Annotated in this window: 22 protein-coding genes; 12 read left to right on the forward strand and 10 right to left on the reverse strand. The window is 45.0% G+C overall.

Features of this window, described 5'->3' with window-relative positions; all coding sequences use genetic code 11:
• Nucleotides 1–5: 5 nt before the first annotated feature.
• Nucleotides 6–731, reverse strand: a complete 726-nt coding sequence (locus VHA02S_RS04380; RefSeq protein ID WP_038899334.1) for an NUDIX domain-containing protein — start codon at nt 729–731, stop codon at nt 6–8.
• Between the two features lie 390 nt (nt 732–1,121).
• Between VHA02S_RS04380 and pncB the strand changes: the two genes are divergently transcribed.
• A complete protein-coding gene (gene pncB, locus VHA02S_RS04385) occupies nt 1,122–2,432 on the forward strand; it encodes a nicotinate phosphoribosyltransferase (RefSeq protein WP_005452976.1) in 1,311 nt (436 codons plus the stop codon).
• Between the two features lie 65 nt (nt 2,433–2,497).
• On the opposite strand, the gene VHA02S_RS26495 is transcribed toward pncB, so the two are convergent.
• Nucleotides 2,498–2,680, reverse strand: a complete 183-nt coding sequence (locus VHA02S_RS26495) for a hypothetical protein (protein WP_005452974.1) — start codon at nt 2,678–2,680, stop codon at nt 2,498–2,500.
• A gap of 227 nt (nt 2,681–2,907) precedes the next feature.
• Here VHA02S_RS26495 and VHA02S_RS04395 point away from each other — a divergent pair, with 227 nt between their 5' ends.
• The 3 genes from VHA02S_RS04395 (at nt 2,908) to VHA02S_RS04405 (ending at nt 4,372) form a co-directional block, all read left to right on the forward strand.
• Entirely contained in the window at nt 2,908–3,267 is a 360-nt protein-coding gene (locus VHA02S_RS04395) for a hypothetical protein (RefSeq protein WP_005452972.1), read from the forward strand.
• An 18-nt stretch (nt 3,268–3,285) separates the two neighbouring features.
• On the forward strand, nt 3,286–3,633 hold the full coding sequence (locus tag VHA02S_RS04400) for a GlpM family protein (protein WP_038899335.1): 348 nt from the start codon (nt 3,286–3,288) through the stop codon (nt 3,631–3,633).
• A 220-nt stretch (nt 3,634–3,853) separates the two neighbouring features.
• Nucleotides 3,854–4,372 (forward strand): glycine zipper 2TM domain-containing protein, encoded by a 519-nt coding sequence (locus VHA02S_RS04405; RefSeq protein ID WP_005452967.1) that lies wholly within the window; start codon nt 3,854–3,856, stop codon nt 4,370–4,372.
• Between the two features lie 81 nt (nt 4,373–4,453).
• Here VHA02S_RS04405 and VHA02S_RS04410 read toward each other — a convergent pair whose 3' ends face one another.
• On the reverse strand, nt 4,454–5,545 hold the full coding sequence (locus VHA02S_RS04410; RefSeq protein WP_038899365.1) for a transporter substrate-binding domain-containing protein: 1,092 nt from the start codon (nt 5,543–5,545) through the stop codon (nt 4,454–4,456).
• 295 nt (nt 5,546–5,840) lie between these two features.
• On the opposite strand from VHA02S_RS04410, the gene VHA02S_RS04415 reads away from it, so the two are divergent.
• Nucleotides 5,841–6,500, forward strand: coding sequence for an alpha/beta hydrolase (locus VHA02S_RS04415; RefSeq protein ID WP_038899336.1), 660 nt, complete (start codon nt 5,841–5,843; stop codon nt 6,498–6,500).
• Nucleotides 6,501–6,621: 121 nt separating this feature from the next.
• On the opposite strand, the gene VHA02S_RS04420 is transcribed toward VHA02S_RS04415, so the two are convergent.
• A complete protein-coding gene (locus VHA02S_RS04420) occupies nt 6,622–7,527 on the reverse strand; it encodes a DMT family transporter (RefSeq protein ID WP_038899337.1) in 906 nt (301 codons plus the stop codon).
• 94 nt (nt 7,528–7,621) lie between these two features.
• Between VHA02S_RS04420 and VHA02S_RS04425 the strand changes: the two genes are divergently transcribed.
• A complete protein-coding gene (locus VHA02S_RS04425; protein WP_009697901.1) occupies nt 7,622–8,506 on the forward strand; it encodes a LysR substrate-binding domain-containing protein in 885 nt (294 codons plus the stop codon).
• 76 nt (nt 8,507–8,582) lie between these two features.
• A complete protein-coding gene (locus VHA02S_RS04430; RefSeq protein WP_038899338.1) occupies nt 8,583–8,969 on the forward strand; it encodes a universal stress protein in 387 nt (128 codons plus the stop codon).
• Nucleotides 8,970–9,037: 68 nt separating this feature from the next.
• Here the strand turns inward: VHA02S_RS04430 and VHA02S_RS04435 are convergent, their stop codons facing one another.
• A complete protein-coding gene (locus VHA02S_RS04435) occupies nt 9,038–9,850 on the reverse strand; it encodes a 5'-methylthioadenosine/S-adenosylhomocysteine nucleosidase (protein WP_038899339.1) in 813 nt (270 codons plus the stop codon).
• 193 nt (nt 9,851–10,043) lie between these two features.
• On the reverse strand, nt 10,044–10,553 hold the full coding sequence (locus VHA02S_RS04440) for a copper resistance protein NlpE (protein WP_009697899.1): 510 nt from the start codon (nt 10,551–10,553) through the stop codon (nt 10,044–10,046).
• Nucleotides 10,554–10,751: 198 nt separating this feature from the next.
• Here VHA02S_RS04440 and VHA02S_RS04445 point away from each other — a divergent pair, with 198 nt between their 5' ends.
• Complete coding sequence (locus VHA02S_RS04445; RefSeq protein ID WP_005452947.1) at nt 10,752–10,967, forward strand: hypothetical protein; 216 nt, start codon at nt 10,752–10,754, stop codon at nt 10,965–10,967.
• Between the two features lie 69 nt (nt 10,968–11,036).
• On the opposite strand, the gene VHA02S_RS04450 is transcribed toward VHA02S_RS04445, so the two are convergent.
• From VHA02S_RS04450 to VHA02S_RS04460, 3 genes are all read right to left on the reverse strand, one after another.
• A complete protein-coding gene (locus VHA02S_RS04450) occupies nt 11,037–12,278 on the reverse strand; it encodes a quaternary amine ABC transporter ATP-binding protein (RefSeq protein ID WP_029788248.1) in 1,242 nt (413 codons plus the stop codon).
• Nucleotides 12,271–13,170, reverse strand: coding sequence for an ABC transporter permease (locus tag VHA02S_RS04455; protein ID WP_005429511.1), 900 nt, complete (start codon nt 13,168–13,170; stop codon nt 12,271–12,273). The genes VHA02S_RS04450 and VHA02S_RS04455 overlap by 8 nt, the downstream gene beginning before the upstream one ends.
• A gap of 88 nt (nt 13,171–13,258) precedes the next feature.
• Nucleotides 13,259–14,251 carry an ABC transporter substrate-binding protein gene (locus VHA02S_RS04460; RefSeq protein WP_005452943.1) on the reverse strand — a complete coding sequence of 331 codons (993 nt, stop codon included), beginning with the start codon at nt 14,249–14,251 and terminating at the stop codon, nt 13,259–13,261.
• Nucleotides 14,252–14,592: 341 nt separating this feature from the next.
• Between VHA02S_RS04460 and VHA02S_RS04465 the strand changes: the two genes are divergently transcribed.
• The 4 genes from VHA02S_RS04465 to VHA02S_RS04480 all read left to right on the forward strand — a co-directional run bounded on the left by VHA02S_RS04465 (nt 14,593) and on the right by VHA02S_RS04480 (nt 15,879).
• A complete protein-coding gene (locus tag VHA02S_RS04465) occupies nt 14,593–14,883 on the forward strand; it encodes a DUF134 domain-containing protein (protein WP_005452940.1) in 291 nt (96 codons plus the stop codon).
• A complete protein-coding gene (locus tag VHA02S_RS04470) occupies nt 14,880–15,377 on the forward strand; it encodes a NifB/NifX family molybdenum-iron cluster-binding protein (protein WP_009697895.1) in 498 nt (165 codons plus the stop codon). Before VHA02S_RS04465 ends, VHA02S_RS04470 begins: the two co-directional genes overlap by 4 nt.
• On the forward strand, nt 15,377–15,583 hold the full coding sequence (gene nqrM / locus VHA02S_RS04475) for a (Na+)-NQR maturation NqrM (RefSeq protein WP_005452936.1): 207 nt from the start codon (nt 15,377–15,379) through the stop codon (nt 15,581–15,583). Before VHA02S_RS04470 ends, nqrM begins: the two co-directional genes overlap by 1 nt.
• Nucleotides 15,584–15,684: 101 nt before the next feature.
• On the forward strand, nt 15,685–15,879 hold the full coding sequence (locus VHA02S_RS04480; RefSeq protein ID WP_009697894.1) for a hypothetical protein: 195 nt from the start codon (nt 15,685–15,687) through the stop codon (nt 15,877–15,879).
• 73 nt (nt 15,880–15,952) lie between these two features.
• On the opposite strand, the gene fusA is transcribed toward VHA02S_RS04480, so the two are convergent.
• Complete coding sequence (fusA, locus tag VHA02S_RS04485) at nt 15,953–17,977, reverse strand: elongation factor G (protein WP_038899340.1); 2,025 nt, start codon at nt 17,975–17,977, stop codon at nt 15,953–15,955.
• Between the last annotated feature and the right edge of the window lie 58 nt (nt 17,978–18,035).

An 18,035-nucleotide genomic window follows, 5' to 3' on the forward strand; every position in this document is an offset into this window, starting at 1 on the left:
TTGCGTTAGCCACGCAAACAGTTTTGGAAAAAGGTTACTTCGTCGCTTGCTAGGGTGTAGACCATCGCAGGTTTGCCGCCTTTACCTTTGTTAGTGGAAGCGACTTTGTTGGTTGGCTTGAGTACACCTGAATCAATCAAGCGTCGTTTGATCGTCATGCGACTGATGTCGATACCGAACTCTTGATAGGCGGCAATGATGTCGGCAACCAGAAACTCTTTATCAAGTGCGAACAATAGGACCGAGGTGTATTCGATAGAGGCGCGCAACTTCTGCCATGCCTTTTCAATCATCTTTTGGTGATCAAAAGCGAGGGTCTCTTCGCCATCAAGGATTGCTTGTAGTGGGAACCACTTTAGATGACATTCTGGAACGCCAGCGTTGTCGATTTGCTCTTTGTTGTTACGGTCAACCAAGGCGTAGTGAGTGATGTTCAGACTCCAATCTTCAGGATCGCGTTTTGGGTCGCCATCGACAAAGGCTTCACTAAAGTGACGAGGGTAGGTATGGATTTTTTCGCGGCAGATACGGCGTCGTGCTGCTTCAAAGTTCTCGTCCGCCGGGCGTCCACCTTCGTGGGTCAAGTCTTTATCAAACACAAACCCGCCGGGTAGGGCCCATACACCGTGGTACGGACGTTCCGGGTTCGAACGCTTGATCAGCAACACTTCCAACCCCTTATCGGCGCAGCCAGATAGTCTGAATGGAATAATGTCGACGGTTACGATCATGATTTGGTCCTGAGAATAATTTGTAAGTAATCTAGCGCATAACAAGTAGTCAATCAATGGGTAAGTAACCGATTGTTAGAAACGTGTTCATTGTTGTCTAGCGTTCCTCTTTAAGCAAAGGTGTGCTTATCTGCTCAGGTTATCCACAATAACTGTCCGAATTTTGTGCGTAAAAACCTTATAAAAATGAGTGGTTAGTAACAAAAGTTGACAAACCCTAAGTGGGTGTTTATTGTTTACGCAATTAAGTTAGTAACAACAAGTTATATACCCAAGTTTGCCTTGTTGAGAACTTTCCCCCAACTTTGTCGGGAAAACAATAAGATGCGGTTTGTACCGTGCTGAGGGAATTTGGGTATAAACGAAAAAGGGCGTGTAGAAGGGCTCCGAATGACCACCAATTTATTTTCGTCTCGCATCATCCAAAGTGCGTTAGATTTTGACGTATACAAAGTGAACATGATGAGTGCTGTTGCAGCGCTTTATCCCGATGCGATGGTGTCTTATAAATTCATCGTGCGCAGTGAAGAAGACCTATCTGAATTGCTGCCAGAGGTGAAAGCTGAAGTACTTAAACTGCAAGATATTACCTTCTCTGCAGAAGAAATTGAGTACATGAAAGGTGTTGCGCCTTATCTAAGTCCTGAGTTTGTTGATGCACTGCATGCGTTTCGTTTTAACCCTCAACGCGATGTTTCTTTCAATACGAAAACCATGGCTGATGGCACAAGCCAATTACGTATTACCATCAATGGTCTTTGGAAAGAAACCATTCTTTACGAAACCATCATCATGAGTATTGTGTCCGAAGTGCGTAGCCGTGCACGTTGGGCAGAGATCCCAGTCGAGCAGTTCCAATCGGTTTTAGAAGAGAAGGTTCGTCTCCTTAAAGCAGAGCTGAAACGTCGTAATATCACCAACTTTAAGTTTGCTGATATGTCGACTCGTCGTCGTTTCTCGTTCCAAGCTCAGCGATCAATGTTGCAGTATCTGAGCGAAGAGTTGCCTGACAGTCTAACTGGAACCAGTAACTACCATTTGGCGAAAGAGCTCGATCTCACGCCAATCGGTACAGTGGCACACGAATGGTTTATGGGGCACCAAGCGCTCGTGAATGTTCGTGATTCACAAAAGGTAGCACTGCAGCGTTGGCAAAAGATGTTTAATGGCGCGTTAGGCATTGCATTAACGGACACCATTGGTATTGATGCGTTCTTAAAAGACTTTGATGAAGAACTCAGTAATGCTTATGTGGGAGTGCGTCATGATAGTGGCTGCCCTTACACATGGGGCGAAAAGATGATTATGCATTATCAATCGCTTGGCATCGATCCAATGACGAAAACCTTGGTGTTTACCGATGGTTTGAACTTCGATCAAGCGCTAGATATTTGTGAGCACTTCCAAGGTCGTGTTCAAGTGAGTTTTGGCATTGGTACGTCGCTTGCGAACGATATGGGTGATTACGTGAACGCACAAGGTGTTGCGTACAAACCTTTGTCTATCGTTATTAAAATGGTGTCATGCAACGGCTCACCTGTTGCGAAAATCAGCGATGAGCCAGAGAAAGCGATGTGCGAAGACATCTTCTTTTTGATGAATTTGAAGCGTCGTTTTGAGCAGCCGCTTGATCTCGATGAGTGTCGCGTACTGATCGATCGCCTAGAAAACGAAGGCGATAACTACCTTATTGACGCGTAGTCCGGTAAGAACGGTGTTTATCGGCGGTAAAGTTGAAATACTGAGAAAAGGGTGGTGCAGAATCATCACTCTTTTTGACTGTCGCACACTTCGTTGTACTTGATTTCACACAGTGCGCCACACTTCGTTCGATATGGGAGTCTCTTACTGCCTGTATTCGCTCGTATTCTTTTAACAATAAGCCCTTCTAAGTTGGCACTCTTTAAGTGCTTTTCACGAACCTTCTTCCAATAGTCATCAAAAGCCATACGTCACCTTATTGTTGTCGTTATTTTTATAAATATGACGCCATTCTATGCAACAGAAGTTGTTTTATATTGTCAGAAAAATCCTAAAATTCGTTAAGGAAAAGGCGAATTGTTGTAAAGCTCCCGTTTCTTGATTTTTATCTTCTATGGTTTCGACAAATTAAAATCGGCAAACCGAGAAGGCGATTTGGTTATAGTACAAACAAAGGTCAACTCGGGAATGAGCGATGAATTTGGTTGTGCATTTACAGAAAAAAGCGATTAACAAACACGGTTATGAGTGGGCAACGCGCCAAGCATGGAAGTGCGGAATAAAAGCGAACCTTGTTAAACGTGTAATTGGCATTTTTAAAGGGCAAATCGTCTGTGTGGTTGAAGGATGCCGCGCTGAATTGTCGACACCAATCAATAACCCTTTGCATGATGATGAAAAGCAAGGCCGCTACGTTTTCGTGGGTGGCATCTTCTGGGAGCCAAACAACGTCATTGCTCCAGGTTTTCCTGACTTTATGTTTATGCACTTACGCAGTCTAAGCCATCGTCATAAATATCTGACAGATGATGAGCTGTTTTTGAGTTTAGCTTAGACGGTTTGATAGATATTGATGACCAGTCTTTTTCTCAAATCGTTACTCGGTGCGGTGGCAGTACTCGTCATTGCCATGCTCTCTAAATCAAAAAGCTTCTATATTGCAGGTTTGGTGCCTTTGTTTCCGACCTTCGCATTGATTGCGCACTTTATTGTGGGCAGCGAGCGAGATATGGAGGCACTGCGTCAAACCGCACTGTTCGGTATCTACTCTCTAATACCTTATGCGGCGTATCTGATCTCTGTCTTTTACTTTAGCTACCGCTTGAGCTTGGTGGGTACACTGACAGCCGCGACGCTGGTTTGGGTCATGTTCGCATCGATTTTGCTCGCCTTTTGGACTCGATGGACGGTGGTTGCTTAAAGTTTGCTCAATCTGACTTAGTAGTTGCTGGGCGATTCATAGTCAGCATTGATGTGATCTGGCTCCGATTGACCTTTTCAAGATTACCTCCTGACATTCCGTTTATAAAACGCCGTTTTTTAACCTGCTAATGACCTCGGGCTTGTTTTTACCTGATGTGAATTCCAGTTCACGATTTACTATACCGCCAATCAAAGATAACTGTACTGGGAAGTAATCCATGAATATGAAATCTATCGCAATCGCGACGGCAGTGGTTGCTGTACTGGCAGGCTGTAAAGACAAAACGCCACCTGCACCAACTGAAGCAAACATTACGCTTGTTGAAGCGGTAACTGAAACCGTGAAGAACCCACATCAAGTGTGTAAAGATGTTGTAGTGACGCACCAAGTTGCACCTAAAGACAACAACAAGATCCTTGGCACGGTTGGCGGTGCGGCGGCGGGTGCTGCACTAGGTAACCAAATCGGTGGTGGTTCAGGCAAAGTGATTGCAACGGCGGCAGGAACCATCGCCGGTGCAATGGCGGGGCGTGAAATTCAAGACAATGTGCAGAAGGGCGATGTTGTGACTTCAACAGAGAAACAATGTCACACTGAATACACCACTTCAGAAAAAGTAGTAGGTTACGATGTCACTTATGAAGTTGCAGGTGCACCAACGACTGTGCGCATGAAGAGCAAACCTGCAGGCAAAACTTTCCCAATTCAAGATGGTAAAGTGGTTCTACCGCAATAATCGCCAACTAGATTGAATACATAAGCCCATTTGTTCATTGAACTTAAGGGCTTTTTTCGTTTTAGAAGATAGTGGTGAATACTACTTGTCTGCGAAATAGTCGACCAACGTTTTACGCCACTTTCGTGATTCACGGATTTGTAACAGCGCGCGGTTAATCTCTTCCTCATAACGGTTGTTCTCTGTGATGATGAAGCCGTAGTTCTGTTTTTCTAGTTGGTACGGCAACACTTCTAAATCCTCAAATTGCCCAGATAGTCTGCTGCTGCCAATCATGTATTTGAGCACAACATCATCCGCGACAATCGCCTCGACTTCACCTTTGTCTAAGGCAGTTAAAAGCGCCGTCATGTCTGCATAGTCTTTGTGGCGAATGCCAAAGCTAGTGAGTAACAAGGAAGAGGTGGTGGCCGTTTTGGTACCGACTTCAACATTGGCAAGATCATTGATACCTTTGATTTGTGAATAACCTTGGCTAAGGGTGAGTTTGCTAGCCAAAACTGCAGTAATACTGGCGATAAAAAGCATGCTGAAAACACCAATGAATACCGTCACAATTCGCCCAGTTAAGCTTTTAAATTCAAAGTAGTTAAACGGTCCTCGGGTAATAAACAGCAAGCCAAGAATAAAGCTTTCAACCCAGCGACCGCTTCTGTTTTTCATTGAATATAGCTTTTCGTTTTTCCCTTCTTCTAACGCATAGAAAAATGCTCCGACTAAGCCAGCTACCAATATGATGGCACCAACGATGAGCCACAAAGCCGGGTTTAAAAAGATAGATTGCAAGGTATGCAGATAGCCTTGGTTTTTTACCGCAATCGCGAGATGGGTTTCGTAGAAAGAATGAGAAAAATCAGCGAACAGTTCGCGTTCTGGAGTTATAGAAATACATGAAACACCTATATCTATTTGTTCTGTTTCTATCGCGTTGAGTAGATCGTCTAAAGGTTGGTTTTCAAAACGAAACTCGACGCTCATTTCTTTGGCAATTTGCTCCCATAATTCAATGCTGAGACCGTTCAAATCACTGTCAACAGAACCAATAACAAAAGGAGGACATGGGTAAGTCCCGACCTTAAGCGGAGAAGCGTTAGAGGAACTAGTCAGTAAAGAAAGAAGCAAAAATGTTGTAATTACAAGGAATTGAAGTGTCGTTTTCAAACCAATTTGCATGCGCAGACCCTCAAAAAAGTGGCAGCGCTGAATTGAATCAAGAGCGATTTCTTGCACAAAAAAGCCCGAGTGTTGAGAGTTTCCGAGAGGTAATGATGAATTCAATGCTGCCTTAATTTTGTTATTTACTGTTTTAACTATAGCAGGCAACGCTTCATTGAATTTCAAGTTCGATGACGTTAACAGCGAGACGAGCGTTGGGAGAGTCTGTAAGCGTATGTAAGCATCGATAGAAGAGGCTGTTTTTTTGTTTAAAATTTGTCTCTTTATTGAATGATGTTTTATTGGAGTAGTGATGAAGAAACAAACATTGACGATGATTATTTTGATTGCGTTGACAGGCTGTGGTATCGAAGGACAAAGCCATTCTTCTACTCCAGCTAATGCACCTAATTTGTTTGTATCACAATGTGGAGATCAACTGTTTCCAGATGAACCTAGTCTGTCCTTTGCAGTTAAGGGGGATGTGGCAGAATTACAAGGGGTCATTTGTAAAGGGTCACCTGCTGCATTTGAACGTATGATGAAAAAGCACCCAGAGATTAAACTACTTAAGTTTATTAGTATTGATGGCTCTGCTGATGATGATGCAAACCTAGAGCTCGCTTACCAAGTACGTGCAAGCCAATTAGATTCTTACATTGCTGCTGATGGAGAAATAGCCTCTGGTGGTACAGATTTGTTTGTAGCTGGCGTGAATAGAACGATAGAAAGTGGGGCGACGATCGGAGTGCATTCTTGGGGAGCTGGGGATGACATTGCCACAGACTTTCCTGTTGGTCACGAATATCATCAGCCATACATTGATTACTACAGAAAAATGGGATTACCCGACCCAGAAGGCTTTTACTACTTCACTATAAACGCAGCATCGGCTGACAATATCTACAATATGAATGAGCGAGAAATCACGCTGTACGGGCTAGGTAAGATCACCTCTTCTACAAGTAATTAAGGGCAACGACAATTCGGGTGTTGTGTTGATGTCTGCGCATAGAGTGAGTTTCAGAAGCGAGCATGAATATCGGATACTAAAATACAAAAGCCGAGCGATGAACGCTCGGCTTTTTAAATACTTACGCTGCAGGGGCTCGGTGATGTTGCTCTTCTGCGAGTTTGGCGGCTTGTGCTTGCTTTTGTTTGCGGCGTTCTCGTTTTGATAGCCAAATCAGAGGCACGACAATCATTACTGTACCAATTGCCATAAAAATATCTGGCACTTCACCGAACCAAATCAAACCAACGATCACGGCACCAATCAAGCCGCTGTATTCTGCGCTAGCAATTTTGTTGCTATCGATAGAGCGATAAGCCAACACGCAGGTTGCTGCATAAATCATGATGAATAAGCTTGAACCTGCTGCTACAGGGAATGAGCTCCAATCCCATGCTTCGCCCTCGATAAACACCAACAAGAGTGATACAGGCATACCGGCTAGATTCGTCATCAAAAGTGTGTGTGGTACGGATTGGTTCTTCGGTAACTTCCGAATTAGCAGGTTGTTGATCGCCAAAGTGACTGCGACAACCAATGCCGATAGCGCCGCCCAATCAATCTGATCAGGGCGAATAATCACAAGTACACCTGCAAATCCCATCACTGCTGCCGCAATAGATTGTGCAGAAAGCTTCTCTCCAAAGAAGATGGCTGCCAGTGGCAACATGATTAAAGGTGCGGCATAGAAGATCGCATTCGCGGTCGCGAGTGGCATTGATGAGATGGCAAACACCATAAAAATCGCACCAGTTAACCAAACGTGCGCACGAACCGCATGCCATTTAAAGCCTTCCATTAATGGGGCATGTTTAGTGAGTAGGTACACGGGTAATAACATCATCACAGCTGACAATTGTCGGTAAAACACAAACTGAAAAACCGGCACCTCATTACCGACGCTTTTGATCAAAGCGTCTGAGAGCACCGCAATTAGGTTGCCAACAATTAATAGCAGCATGGCTGCGCCGACAGATGTGACTTTCACGTTATTCCTCTCCTCATTCTTTGCCAAAGAGTAGGTGATGTCATAGGATGAAGTGAAATGATATTTATTAGTTTAAGTATGAGATTTTTAGATAATGAAATTGCCACCTCTTAGAGCGGTCCACTGTTTTGAATCCGTTGCTCGTAATTTGAGCTTTTCCCTTGCAGCAGAGGAGCTCAACGTGACGCAAAGTGCGGTGAGTCATCAGATTCGTATATTAGAAGACTACCTTGGTGAAGCCCTGTTCATTCGTCAGGGGCGTAAGTTATCGCTCTCGGATACTGGCTTTCGTTATCTTGAAGATATCAGTCCTGCTATTAGTGCCATTGCGATGGCGAGTCAAAAAGTGCGTGAAGGCGAAAAGGGCAGTCTACGCTTGGCAATTTACAGCTCGCTGGCGGTGAAATGGTTAATCCCACGATTGGCGGACTTCAAGCGTCAGCATCCGGAAATTGATCTTACGCTCAACATGGTTGCAGGAGATCCAGAACAAACCGACAGCGTTGGTGACTGTTTTATCACAGTGCAGAAGCCTAAGCGTAATTACGTGGCTGTGCGTTTATATGATGAGACTTTGTATCCGGTATGTAGCCTCAATATCTGGAAAGAAATTCAAGACCAACCAATGCCGAATGCACTCTGGCACTATCCGATCCTTTCGACCGACTCTATCTATCGTGAGCGCGGTAAAGATTGGTCAGAGTGGTGCAAAGCCGGTGGGTTTGAGTTGCCAAAAGATATTGATATGCAGCACTTCAGTCACATGCTGCTGGCTATCGAAGCTGCTCGCTATGACCAAGGCATTACGTTTGCCAATGACTTTATGTTGAATGAACGGGATAAGGCTCAAGACTTGGTTTATATCCCCTCTCACGGCTTAGAAACTGGGGATAGCTTTTACTTTGTACATAAGAAGAATCGTGCTCGTCAGCCTGAAATCATCAAGTTGACTAACTGGCTTAAACAGCAGTGCTTATAGCGCAGATTGTGTGATTGCTTCGTGGTATTCCTTGTGATGCTAGACTTAATTTAGGCAGGTCAGTTGGGAGAGTATCATGAGCTACGCGCACATTTTGGTGGCAGTTGATTTATCAGATTCGAGTCGAGTAGTGATCGACAAAGCTATTGCGATGGCAAGAGATGCAAACAGTAAGGTGTCTTTTGTTTTTGTTGATCACGATAGGGTCGCGCTGGAATCGAAGGACGAGCAAAAGCTAATGCAAGAACTTGATGCTTTAGCTAAGCAGAGTGATTATCCAATTAGCGAGTCCATGGTGGTGGTGGGGGATCTACATATTAAGTTGGCTGGTATAGCGAAGGAAAATGACATCGATTTGGTGGTGTGTGGTCACCATCATAAGTTTATGAGCCGCTTGTTCTCTTCTATTCCCAAGCTCGCCAATGCTATTGAGGCAGACTTGCTCGTCGTATATTTGGACTGAGCCCTCACTCAAGATTACAAAGTAAAAGGGAGGCTTTGCTAAGCCTCCCTTTATGATTCTAAAAGCGACTATTGCTTTTTGATCAGCGCTTTAATCACATCAATCGTGTATAGCTGACAATCGACCGCGGTTTGCGGATCGAAGTCTTGCTTGTGTTGATCTGTGTTCGAAAGTATACGGATACCAACGAAAGGCACTTGGTAAGCTTGAGCAACCAATGCCGCAGAGGAAGTCTCCATTTCTTCAACAGACGTACCGTATGTTTCATGGAACCAGTTGATACGATCCACTTCGCGGTTCCATTCGTCCGCTGAGCCAATCAAGCCTCTCACGACTTTGCCTTTTTTGTATTCTTCAGACAAAGAAAGAGCGGTTTCAACCAGTGCCGGATCCGCTTTAAATTGTTTGTGTTCAACAAACTCGCCGTTTTCACGTAGACGCATGGTTACGTCGAAGTTCTGCCACTTCGTTGGGTCGATGCCTTTGCCTTTTTTAGCAAACTCAGACTTGTAAGCGCCCATGTTGAAACTCGCTTCGCCAACCACAATGTCACCGCGGTATAACTTAGGATCGTGACCACCAGATGTACCTTGGTTGATAATATACTTTGGATTGAAGTGTTCAATCGCAATAGTGGTAGAGGCTGCAGCGTTCGCCAAGCCAACTTCGGTACGAGAAACCACGACTGGATAGCCATCTATATCACCTTGCCAGAAGGTCCAAGAACCAATGGTGGTTTGTTTGGCATCATCCAATGCTTCAACTAGGGTGCTGGTTTCAATATCCATCGCGCCTTGCACAAGGATTGGTTGAGTTTGAGCGAAAACAGAGAAAGAAAGTACTGCAGGAAAAAGTGCAGCGAAACGTTTAAAGATTTGCATACGACATACTTACAAATGAGAAAGATGGCGAAATCTACCAATAGCAATCGTTTGCGTCAATTGGTTGAATTGTTATTTTTCTTAATAAATGAAAATTCTTGATTGTCGTTCTAAATAACAAGAATGAAAAAATCCGAGCGGGGGAGGCTCGGATTTGGCCTTTATCAGGACTAGATTAAATGGTTATACCGTATTAAGGCATCTTGCTCAGGTTGTAAAATGAAGCCAGTTCGCCAGTCGCTTTTTCGCCGTTCATATCCAACTTCATTAGCATGTTTTCACCAACGAAGTACTGGTTTGGACCAGACTCATCAACCAATGTAATGGTGTTGCCTGATTCATTCCAAGTGAACTTACCTTCTGATTTGATAGGGTTGCCTTCTTTGCCTTCATACAGCTCTACTAATGTATAAGTGCCGTCTTCGTTAAGGGTTAACGTTGTATCGATACCCGCGCAATCTGCACAAGGAAGTTTGCCTTTGTAAATGCCGTTCCAATCCAACGAATTTTGCGCATTGTGACCAGAATCTACAAAGGTATCTGTCGTGATCATTTGCTCTTCTTCAATCGGTGTTGCATCAACGGTGCTTTCAACTTCTGAGGCCTGAGGAATGTCAACCGCAGTTGTCTCTGCTGGTTTCTCATCCTGACAGCCTGCTAGAATAACGACCGCACCAGTGAGTGCTAATAGTGTCTTTTTCATTTTATTCCTCTCTAAATCAACAAGTTGATATACCAAAGTAATCTCGTTGCATGTATGCTAAGGTCACTTAGGTATACCGTGATAATAATAGACTTGTTTCCTAAACCTGCGTCAGAACAAAGCAAACCATTGAACGGCCTCTGTAAGAAAAAATCTTTAACGTCAGTGATTTGCAAATAAAAGGGATAGGAGAAGAAAATGGAAGAATTGGTTACAGTCGTTCTTCGAGCAATTGTTCGTTCTATTATTATAGAAATTTTCCTGTGGAGATTGAGTTATTGCACCGGTTATATCGGGCTGTCGATTATTACTTTAGGCAAGCGTCCGCACAAACCAATGTCGAAAGCGATGCGAATACGCATCAGCTATTTTGGTATTTTTCTGTTGGTTGTGTTCCTTGTGTTTATGTTTTGACTTTCGTAGCGCAATTTTTAAACCGCCACCAGATAAAAAAGGCTCATCAGATGATGAGCCTTTTGCGTATTAGGATGCTTTATCCATTGCGGGTGGTGTTTTGACCTCCTTTGACGGAGACTCCTCTTCGGTATTATCAGTAAAGATTTCAGCCACGGCGCTACGTTCTAGTTCACCTTGCAGATTACCTTCGTCATCCACAACCGGCAGTGAGTAGTCACAAGACATGGTGTCTGGAAGTACTTCTTCAATTACGGAATCAGGAGAGACAACAGGCACTTCTTCGTAGATCTCTTCTGCCAGCTCTTGTGCTGCATCGGTTTTCGCAGCATCTAGCAAGCTCTCTTTGGTAACCACTCCTTGATAGCCATCATCGGTCACGTGGTACGCGTAGTCTTGTTTCACGCGTTTCATCTCAACAAGGGCTTCTTCAATGGTTGTTGCTGCAATGCGATACGCTGGTGGCTGCATCACGGTTTCAACCGTCAGAGCGCGTGCTCGGTTTACGTCCTTCACGAAGGCCTCTACATATTCATCGGCAGGGTGGAGCAGAATCTCGTCTGGAGAACCTTGTTGTACTAATTCGCCATCTTTCAAAATAGCGATACGGTCACCCAAGCGAAGCGCTTCATCCAAATCGTGAGTGATAAAGATAATGGTCTTATGTAGCTTCTCTTGCAGTTCAATCAGCTGATCTTGCATTTCGCTACGGATCAGAGGATCGAGTGCCGAGAACGCTTCATCCATCAATAGGATCTCGGCGTCAGTCGCCAGTGCACGAGCCAAGCCTACACGTTGTTGCTGACCACCAGAAAGCTGCGCAGGGTATTGGTTCTCGTAACCTTTCAGACCAACTGTCTCCAACCATTCATTGGCTTTCGCAAGACGCGCTTCTTTTTTGATGCCTTGGATTTCCAAGCCGTAAGCTACGTTGTCAACCACAGTACGATGGGGCAAAAGACCGAAGCGTTGAAATACCATCGACATTTTATGGCGGCGAAACTCTTCTAGCTCTTTTGGTGACAGCTGCATTACGTCGACGCCTTCAACTAAGATTTGCCCCATGGTTGGGTCAATTAAACGGTTGAAGTGGCGAATCATGGTCGACTTACCAGAGCCAGATAGCCCCATAATAACGAAGATTTCGCCTTTGTTAATTTGCAGATTGATGTCTTTTAAACCAACGGTATGACCCGTATCAGCCAGAATTTGGTCTTTGCTCTGGCCTTGTTTTACTCGCTCAATCACTGTTTTTGGCTTTGGTCCGAAGATCTTATACAGCCCGCTAATTTCAATAAGTGGCTTAGTCATGTTTCAGATCTCCTAAGTGTGCTTGGGTTCGCTTCGCGTAAGCTTGCGACGCTCGGTCAAACAGAATCGCCAGTGCCACAATTGCTAGCCCGTTAAGCAGACCAAGGGTGAAATACTGGTTGGTAATTGATTTTAATACTGGCTGACCTAAGCCTTTAACGCCAATCATAGAAGCGATAACAACCATAGAAAGTGCCATCATGATGGTTTGGTTGATACCAGCCATAATGGTTGGCATTGCCAAAGGTAATTGTACGCCGACTAAGCGTTGCTTGTTACTTGCACCAAAGGCGGTGGCGGCTTCAAGAACTTCCTTATCTACGAGTCGAATGCCTAAGTTGGTTAAACGAATGACTGGTGGAATCGCGTAGATCACAACAGCAATCAAACCTGGGATCTTACCGATACCAAGGAGCATAACGACCGGAATCAGATAGACGAACGCGGGCATGGTTTGCATCACGTCGAGCAGTGGTGTCACGACGGATTGCACGCGATTGGAGCGTGCCATGGCAATACCGATAGGAATGCCGAGCGCAATGGCGAGCATGGTACACACCGTGATGATGCTGAGCGTCCGCATCGTGTCTTCCCACATGCCAAAGTACCCAATCAGGATTAATGACACGAAACACGCGACAGCCAGTTTCCACGATCGGCTTGCGGCATAAACCAACGCGGTACACACACCAAGGATGATCATCCATGGTGTAGAAATGAGGAGTTTTTCGAACCAAACGAGAAATGAGAGAAGAGGATCGAAGAATGATTCAATAAGGTCGCCGTATTCGCGAGAGAAATCGCGGTAGGCACCATCTAGGGTTTTGCGGATAGCTCTGAGATCTGAGCGATCCATTTCTGGGAATTCGCTAAGCCAATTCGAGTCAGACATGTTTACTTCCTTTTCTTGCCGAGACCCAAGTGAGCCTCGGCATACAACAATTTTGGTATTCCTATACCATTTACGAAACGTCTAAGTCTTACAGTGCACCTTGCACTTTTTTAGCTACGTCTTGAGGAACCCATGCGGTCCAGATCTGTGGGTAGTTTTCTAGGAAATGGAACATGGTTTCTTCACCGTCCGCTTGGTTGTCTTCCATCCAAGCCAGCAATTGGTTCATGTCTGCATTGGTGAAACCACGTTTAGTGAAGTAGTTGTATGCAGCCGGAGAGCGTGAAGCAAACTCTTCAGTCGTAATGGTGTGAACCGGTGAAGGTGGGTACATGGTTGGTTTTGGATTTTCGCAATCAGCTTGTGTCGTACAGCTGACAAATTCTTTCTCATCAACGCCGCTACCGAAATCCACTTTCACCATATCGTACTTACCGAGAACTGCAGTTGGTGCCCAGTAGTAACCAAACCAGGCTTCTTCACGTTCGTAGGCTTTTGCTATTGAGCCAGACAGACCTGCACTTGACCCTGGGTCGATAATATCAAAGCCTGATCCGGCAAGGTCCATCGCTTTGAAAAGGTTACCGGCGCTGATTTGACAGTTCCAACCAGCTGGGCAGCTGTAAAATGCCGATTTTGCTTTGTCTTCTGGATGAGAGAACAGCTTCGCGTGTTTTTTCACACCTTCGATGGTTTTCATTTCAGGGTATTGTTTAACAAGGTAGGCAGGGATCCAGAAACCTTCTTCACCGCCATCGACGAGTGCTTTACCAGCATAGCGTAGGCGCTTTTCTTCAACACCTTTATCTAGTGCATCTTTAAGGCTGTTACTCCAAAGCTCTGGTGCCACATCGGGCTGTCCTTTTTCGATCATTGAGGTGCCAGTTGGCATGGTGTCGCCAGGGATGAGTTCGGCATCACAGCCGTAGCCGTGCTCAAGAATAAAACGGTCCACGTTGGCAATCAGTGTTGCAGAGTTCCAGTTCATATCTGCAATGGTAACCGTTCCACACTCACTTGCGTTTGCGTTGGTCGCTGCTAGCGCACCAATCGCTAGTAGTAAGGGAGTTTTGTACGTCATATTGAGTTTCCTTTCTCTAAATTGCTCACTTAGGGTAACTAATTAATCATTAGTGTTCAAACTAATGTGTTAGGTGAATTATAGCTTTGTTTATTAATGAGCGTGAAAGTGTTGGTGAATTTTTGATGAAAATAGCCACAGAAATGAAAGGTTTTTTATCGACTCATGTCAATGAATCGTATGGTGGTTTGTATGTACTGTTGCATTATTATTAGATGTCTAACGAATATTTCGCTATGAATACGATTTTTGCAAACTAAGATATTGGCATATGCTAAAAACTATAATTGGCATATGCCATAAACGAGCGTAAGGTTAAGGCGTTTTGTAGAGAGGATGTGATGGCGAGACCAAAAATAGAAAGACGCATATGTGGACGTGCAGCACACCATTGTTTTAAGCCCAATGGCGTACCGTTTTATGAGCTGGAGAAAGTCAACATATTGCCAGAAGAACTAGAGGCATTGCGATTAGCCGATCTGGAAGGATTGAGCCAGCAGCAAGCTGCCGACCAAATGGGAGTCTCTCGCCAGACCTTTGGTAATACGGTTAAAAGCGCGCGTTTTAAAGTCGCGAAAAGCCTAGTTGAGGGTCATGCACTTGTTTTTCCTGACCAGGAGTCAAACTCATGATTTACGCTATTCCGAATGACGGCGAACGCGTCGCCAATCATTTTGTTAAAGCCCCATACATTGCGATTTATTCCGACACGGAAGGGCTGTTGAAAAACCTAGCTAATATTGCTTCTATGCCACAAGCTGGCTGTAAAGCAAAATCTCAACTTATTCAATCTTTGCAAGAATATCATGTGGATGCAGTGTTGGTTCGCAACATTGGGGAACGTGCGCTTGGTAAGCTTTTGAGCAGTGGTAAAAAAGTCTTTAAGCTATCGACTCGCAGCTCACTGGATGATGTAATGGGTGTGCCTCGATCGCCATTAACGGTTGCGACGCAAGGTCGCCCTTCGACCAATCACGTCAAAAAAGGTGGTTGCGGTGGCTGTGGTAGCAAAAAAGCGCCTTCGCTATTGATCAATCCTCAATCTCAATCAAAAAACACACTCATGACGTTGCGCCCAACTAAACTTAAAGCATTGGTTTCTTCTTACGTGAAAGAGGTGAAGTAATGGTTTGGTTGTTCACTTTTCTTGGGTTCTTAGCCATCATTTTGTTGATGTCACTGGGTGTGATCTTTCACAATAAACGCATTCAAGGCAGTTGCGGCGGCTTGAATAACGTCGGCGTTGACAAAGTGTGTAACTGTGAGACTACTTGCGCAGAGAATGAACGCCGCCTCTATCAGATCCAAGAGCCAAGTTCGAAAGGTCAATAGATCCTAATATTGTCTAGAAGATCAAATTTTTAATGATGAGTTTTTGCGCATTTTTTGTTCAGTTCTACGCTTAAGATTCGTCTTAATAAAGGAGAACCAAAATGGCATTTATGAAGCAGGATATCCCAAACCGTGTAACGGTGTACCATGACAATGTCGATCAGGAACAAGAACTCAAGAATGCGATGTTGCCAGAGAAGCCACGCTATTTTAACGGTTCTCCTACCTATAAAGCCGACAGTGTTGAACAGTTCCAATCCAAGCTTGAACATATTGGTATGTCGTTAGACAAATAGACCTCAACTGAATACAACAACGCCCTCAAGTTTTGAGGGCGTTTTTTGTTAGTGAGGTTAAACGTATTAAGCCTTAGCTTTGCTGCGTCGCTTCGTTGCAGACCTGTTTTTGCACAGCTGGTGGCGCTGGTTCGTAGTGGCTGAGTGTCATGTTAAAGCTACCTTCACCGCCAGTAATTGAGCGCAGACGACGAGCATAATCTTGCAGTTCGTTGACTGGAGACTTGGCTCTTAACATGGTGAAGTTTGCGTCGATAGGCTCTGTTCCTTCAATTAGCCCGCGATTACCGGATAAGTCGCCGGATACATCACCCACGTTTGCGGTTGGAATATGAAGCTCCATTTGTACAATCGGTTCGAGCACTATCGGGTCTGCATTGTTGATCGCATCTAAGAAGGCTTTCTTACCTGCGATGACAAACGCGATTTCTTTCGAGTCAACCGAGTGGTATTTACCATCGTAAACGGTCACTTCGACATCTTTGATTGGGTTGCCAGAAATCGCCCCTTCTTCCAATGCCTGAACAATGCCTTTTTCCACTGCAGGGATGAGTGCAGTAGGAATCGCGCCGCCAACCACTTTATTAATGAACTTGAAGCCCGCACCGCGTTCGAGTGGGCGTACTTTTAATTGCACCTCACCAAATTGACCCGCGCCGCCGCTTTGTTTCTTATGACGATAGTGGCCTTCTGCTGGTTTGGTTATGGTCTCAAAGTATTCGACGCTTGGCTGGCTGGTTTCCACTTCCAGTTTGTAGACTGCAGACATTTTCTCAAGCGCTACTTTGAGGTGGAATTCACCCTGACCGCTGATGATGGTTTCATTGGTGCGTGCACGATGTTCGATTCGAAGAGAAGGATCTTCGCTGGCGATTTTATTCAGCACATCCCCAAGCTTTTGCTCGTCGCCACGCTTAACGGGCTTGAGGCACAGTGAGTACATCGAATCTGGGAAGTTGAGGGTTTTGAGTTGTACGCCATCTTCTTCATGAGAGTCATGAACAATGGAATCAAATTCCAACTCATCCACTTTGGCGAGCACACAGAAATCGCCGGCAAGCGCCCTTGGGATCTCCGTTCTGTCTTTGCCTTGCAACTGGTAAAGATGACCAACTTTGAACGCTTTGTTGCTTTCACCAATGTAGAGTTGGCTGCCTGCGTTGATTTCACTTTGGTAAACACGCAAATAGGCGAGTTTACCCATGTAAGGATCGACGCTGATCTTGTACACATGCGCCACGCTGTGCTCAAGTGCTTCACAGTTTACTTTGACCTTCTTGCCGTTTTTCTCCAACAGCGGTGGGTTGCCTTCATTTGGCATCGGCATGATTTCCGCTAGGGTTCTCAGCAGTAGTTCTACCCCCGCGCCTGTTTTGGATGACACAAAGCAGATTGGAATTACGTGTCCGGTTCTCAATGCTTCTTCAAACGGATCATGCAGCTGTTCTGCTGTCAGTTCTGAGCCTTGTTCGAGATACAGTTCCATCAGCTCTTCATCGACTTCAATCACTTGGTCTATCAAGGTTTCATGCGCTTCTTCGACTTTGGCGAGCAAGGTGTCGCGTTCGATCTCTGGTTCGAAATAGCAATCCACCACCGATTGAGCATCGGCTGAAGGTAAGTTGATTGGTAAGCAATTATCACCAAAGTGTTCGATGATATTTTCCATCACGGCTTCAAGTTGGTTGCCGTGATTGTCGAGCTTGTTGATGATGATCATCTGGCACTTTTGCTGCTCTTTAGCAAAGGCGAACAAGCGGTCAGAAGTTTGGTTGATGGGCATTTGTGGGTCGATGATCAACGCAGAAGTTTCGACGGCAGGGAACACGCTGAGTGTGCGCCCGAGTAATTCACTTTGTCCGGGAGTGTCGATGATATTGAGGCGGTGTTTGTTCCAACTGAGGGCGACTGGTGTGGCTTCGATACTGTGTTGATATTGGATGGATTGTTGGTCGAAATCGGTCACCGTATCGCCTTTTTCCACACACCCTAAATGGCTAGTGGCTTGGCAGGTGTAGAGCAGTTTTTCTATCAGTGTGGTTTTGCCGGTACCCGTTTGACCGACAAAGGCGACGTTGCGGATCTTATTGATAGGCATAGAGCCTCCTTGCAAATGACGTGCGAAACCGAGTGAGCCGTTATCGGCAAATCAACGG

Source organism: Vibrio harveyi NBRC 15634 = ATCC 14126 = KCTC 12724 (genome assembly GCF_001591145.1).
Classification (GTDB): Bacteria; Pseudomonadota; Gammaproteobacteria; order Enterobacterales; family Vibrionaceae; genus Vibrio; species Vibrio harveyi.

What these genes read in the sequence shown, in the direction of transcription:
- VHA02S_RS04380 (WP_038899334.1), bottom strand. Translation starts at nt 731, where the DNA reads ATGATCGTAACCGTCGACATTATTCCATTCAGACTATCTGGCTGCGCC.
- pncB (WP_005452976.1), top strand. Translation starts at nt 1,122, where the DNA reads ATGACCACCAATTTATTTTCGTCTCGCATCATCCAAAGTGCGTTAGAT.
- VHA02S_RS26495 (WP_005452974.1), bottom strand. Translation starts at nt 2,680, where the DNA reads ATGGCTTTTGATGACTATTGGAAGAAGGTTCGTGAAAAGCACTTAAAG.
- VHA02S_RS04395 (WP_005452972.1), top strand. Translation starts at nt 2,908, where the DNA reads ATGAATTTGGTTGTGCATTTACAGAAAAAAGCGATTAACAAACACGGT.
- VHA02S_RS04400 (WP_038899335.1), top strand. Translation starts at nt 3,286, where the DNA reads ATGACCAGTCTTTTTCTCAAATCGTTACTCGGTGCGGTGGCAGTACTC.
- VHA02S_RS04405 (WP_005452967.1), top strand. Translation starts at nt 3,854, where the DNA reads ATGAATATGAAATCTATCGCAATCGCGACGGCAGTGGTTGCTGTACTG.
- VHA02S_RS04410 (WP_038899365.1), bottom strand. Translation starts at nt 5,545, where the DNA reads ATGCAAATTGGTTTGAAAACGACACTTCAATTCCTTGTAATTACAACA.
- VHA02S_RS04415 (WP_038899336.1), top strand. Translation starts at nt 5,841, where the DNA reads ATGAAGAAACAAACATTGACGATGATTATTTTGATTGCGTTGACAGGC.
- VHA02S_RS04425 (WP_009697901.1), top strand. Translation starts at nt 7,622, where the DNA reads ATGAAATTGCCACCTCTTAGAGCGGTCCACTGTTTTGAATCCGTTGCT.
- VHA02S_RS04430 (WP_038899338.1), top strand. Translation starts at nt 8,583, where the DNA reads ATGAGCTACGCGCACATTTTGGTGGCAGTTGATTTATCAGATTCGAGT.
- VHA02S_RS04435 (WP_038899339.1), bottom strand. Translation starts at nt 9,850, where the DNA reads ATGCAAATCTTTAAACGTTTCGCTGCACTTTTTCCTGCAGTACTTTCT.
- VHA02S_RS04440 (WP_009697899.1), bottom strand. Translation starts at nt 10,553, where the DNA reads ATGAAAAAGACACTATTAGCACTCACTGGTGCGGTCGTTATTCTAGCA.
- VHA02S_RS04445 (WP_005452947.1), top strand. Translation starts at nt 10,752, where the DNA reads ATGGAAGAATTGGTTACAGTCGTTCTTCGAGCAATTGTTCGTTCTATT.
- VHA02S_RS04450 (WP_029788248.1), bottom strand. Translation starts at nt 12,278, where the DNA reads ATGACTAAGCCACTTATTGAAATTAGCGGGCTGTATAAGATCTTCGGA.
- VHA02S_RS04455 (WP_005429511.1), bottom strand. Translation starts at nt 13,170, where the DNA reads ATGTCTGACTCGAATTGGCTTAGCGAATTCCCAGAAATGGATCGCTCA.
- VHA02S_RS04460 (WP_005452943.1), bottom strand. Translation starts at nt 14,251, where the DNA reads ATGACGTACAAAACTCCCTTACTACTAGCGATTGGTGCGCTAGCAGCG.
- VHA02S_RS04465 (WP_005452940.1), top strand. Translation starts at nt 14,593, where the DNA reads ATGGCGAGACCAAAAATAGAAAGACGCATATGTGGACGTGCAGCACAC.
- VHA02S_RS04470 (WP_009697895.1), top strand. Translation starts at nt 14,880, where the DNA reads ATGATTTACGCTATTCCGAATGACGGCGAACGCGTCGCCAATCATTTT.
- nqrM (WP_005452936.1), top strand. Translation starts at nt 15,377, where the DNA reads ATGGTTTGGTTGTTCACTTTTCTTGGGTTCTTAGCCATCATTTTGTTG.
- VHA02S_RS04480 (WP_009697894.1), top strand. Translation starts at nt 15,685, where the DNA reads ATGGCATTTATGAAGCAGGATATCCCAAACCGTGTAACGGTGTACCAT.
- fusA (WP_038899340.1), bottom strand. Translation starts at nt 17,977, where the DNA reads ATGCCTATCAATAAGATCCGCAACGTCGCCTTTGTCGGTCAAACGGGT.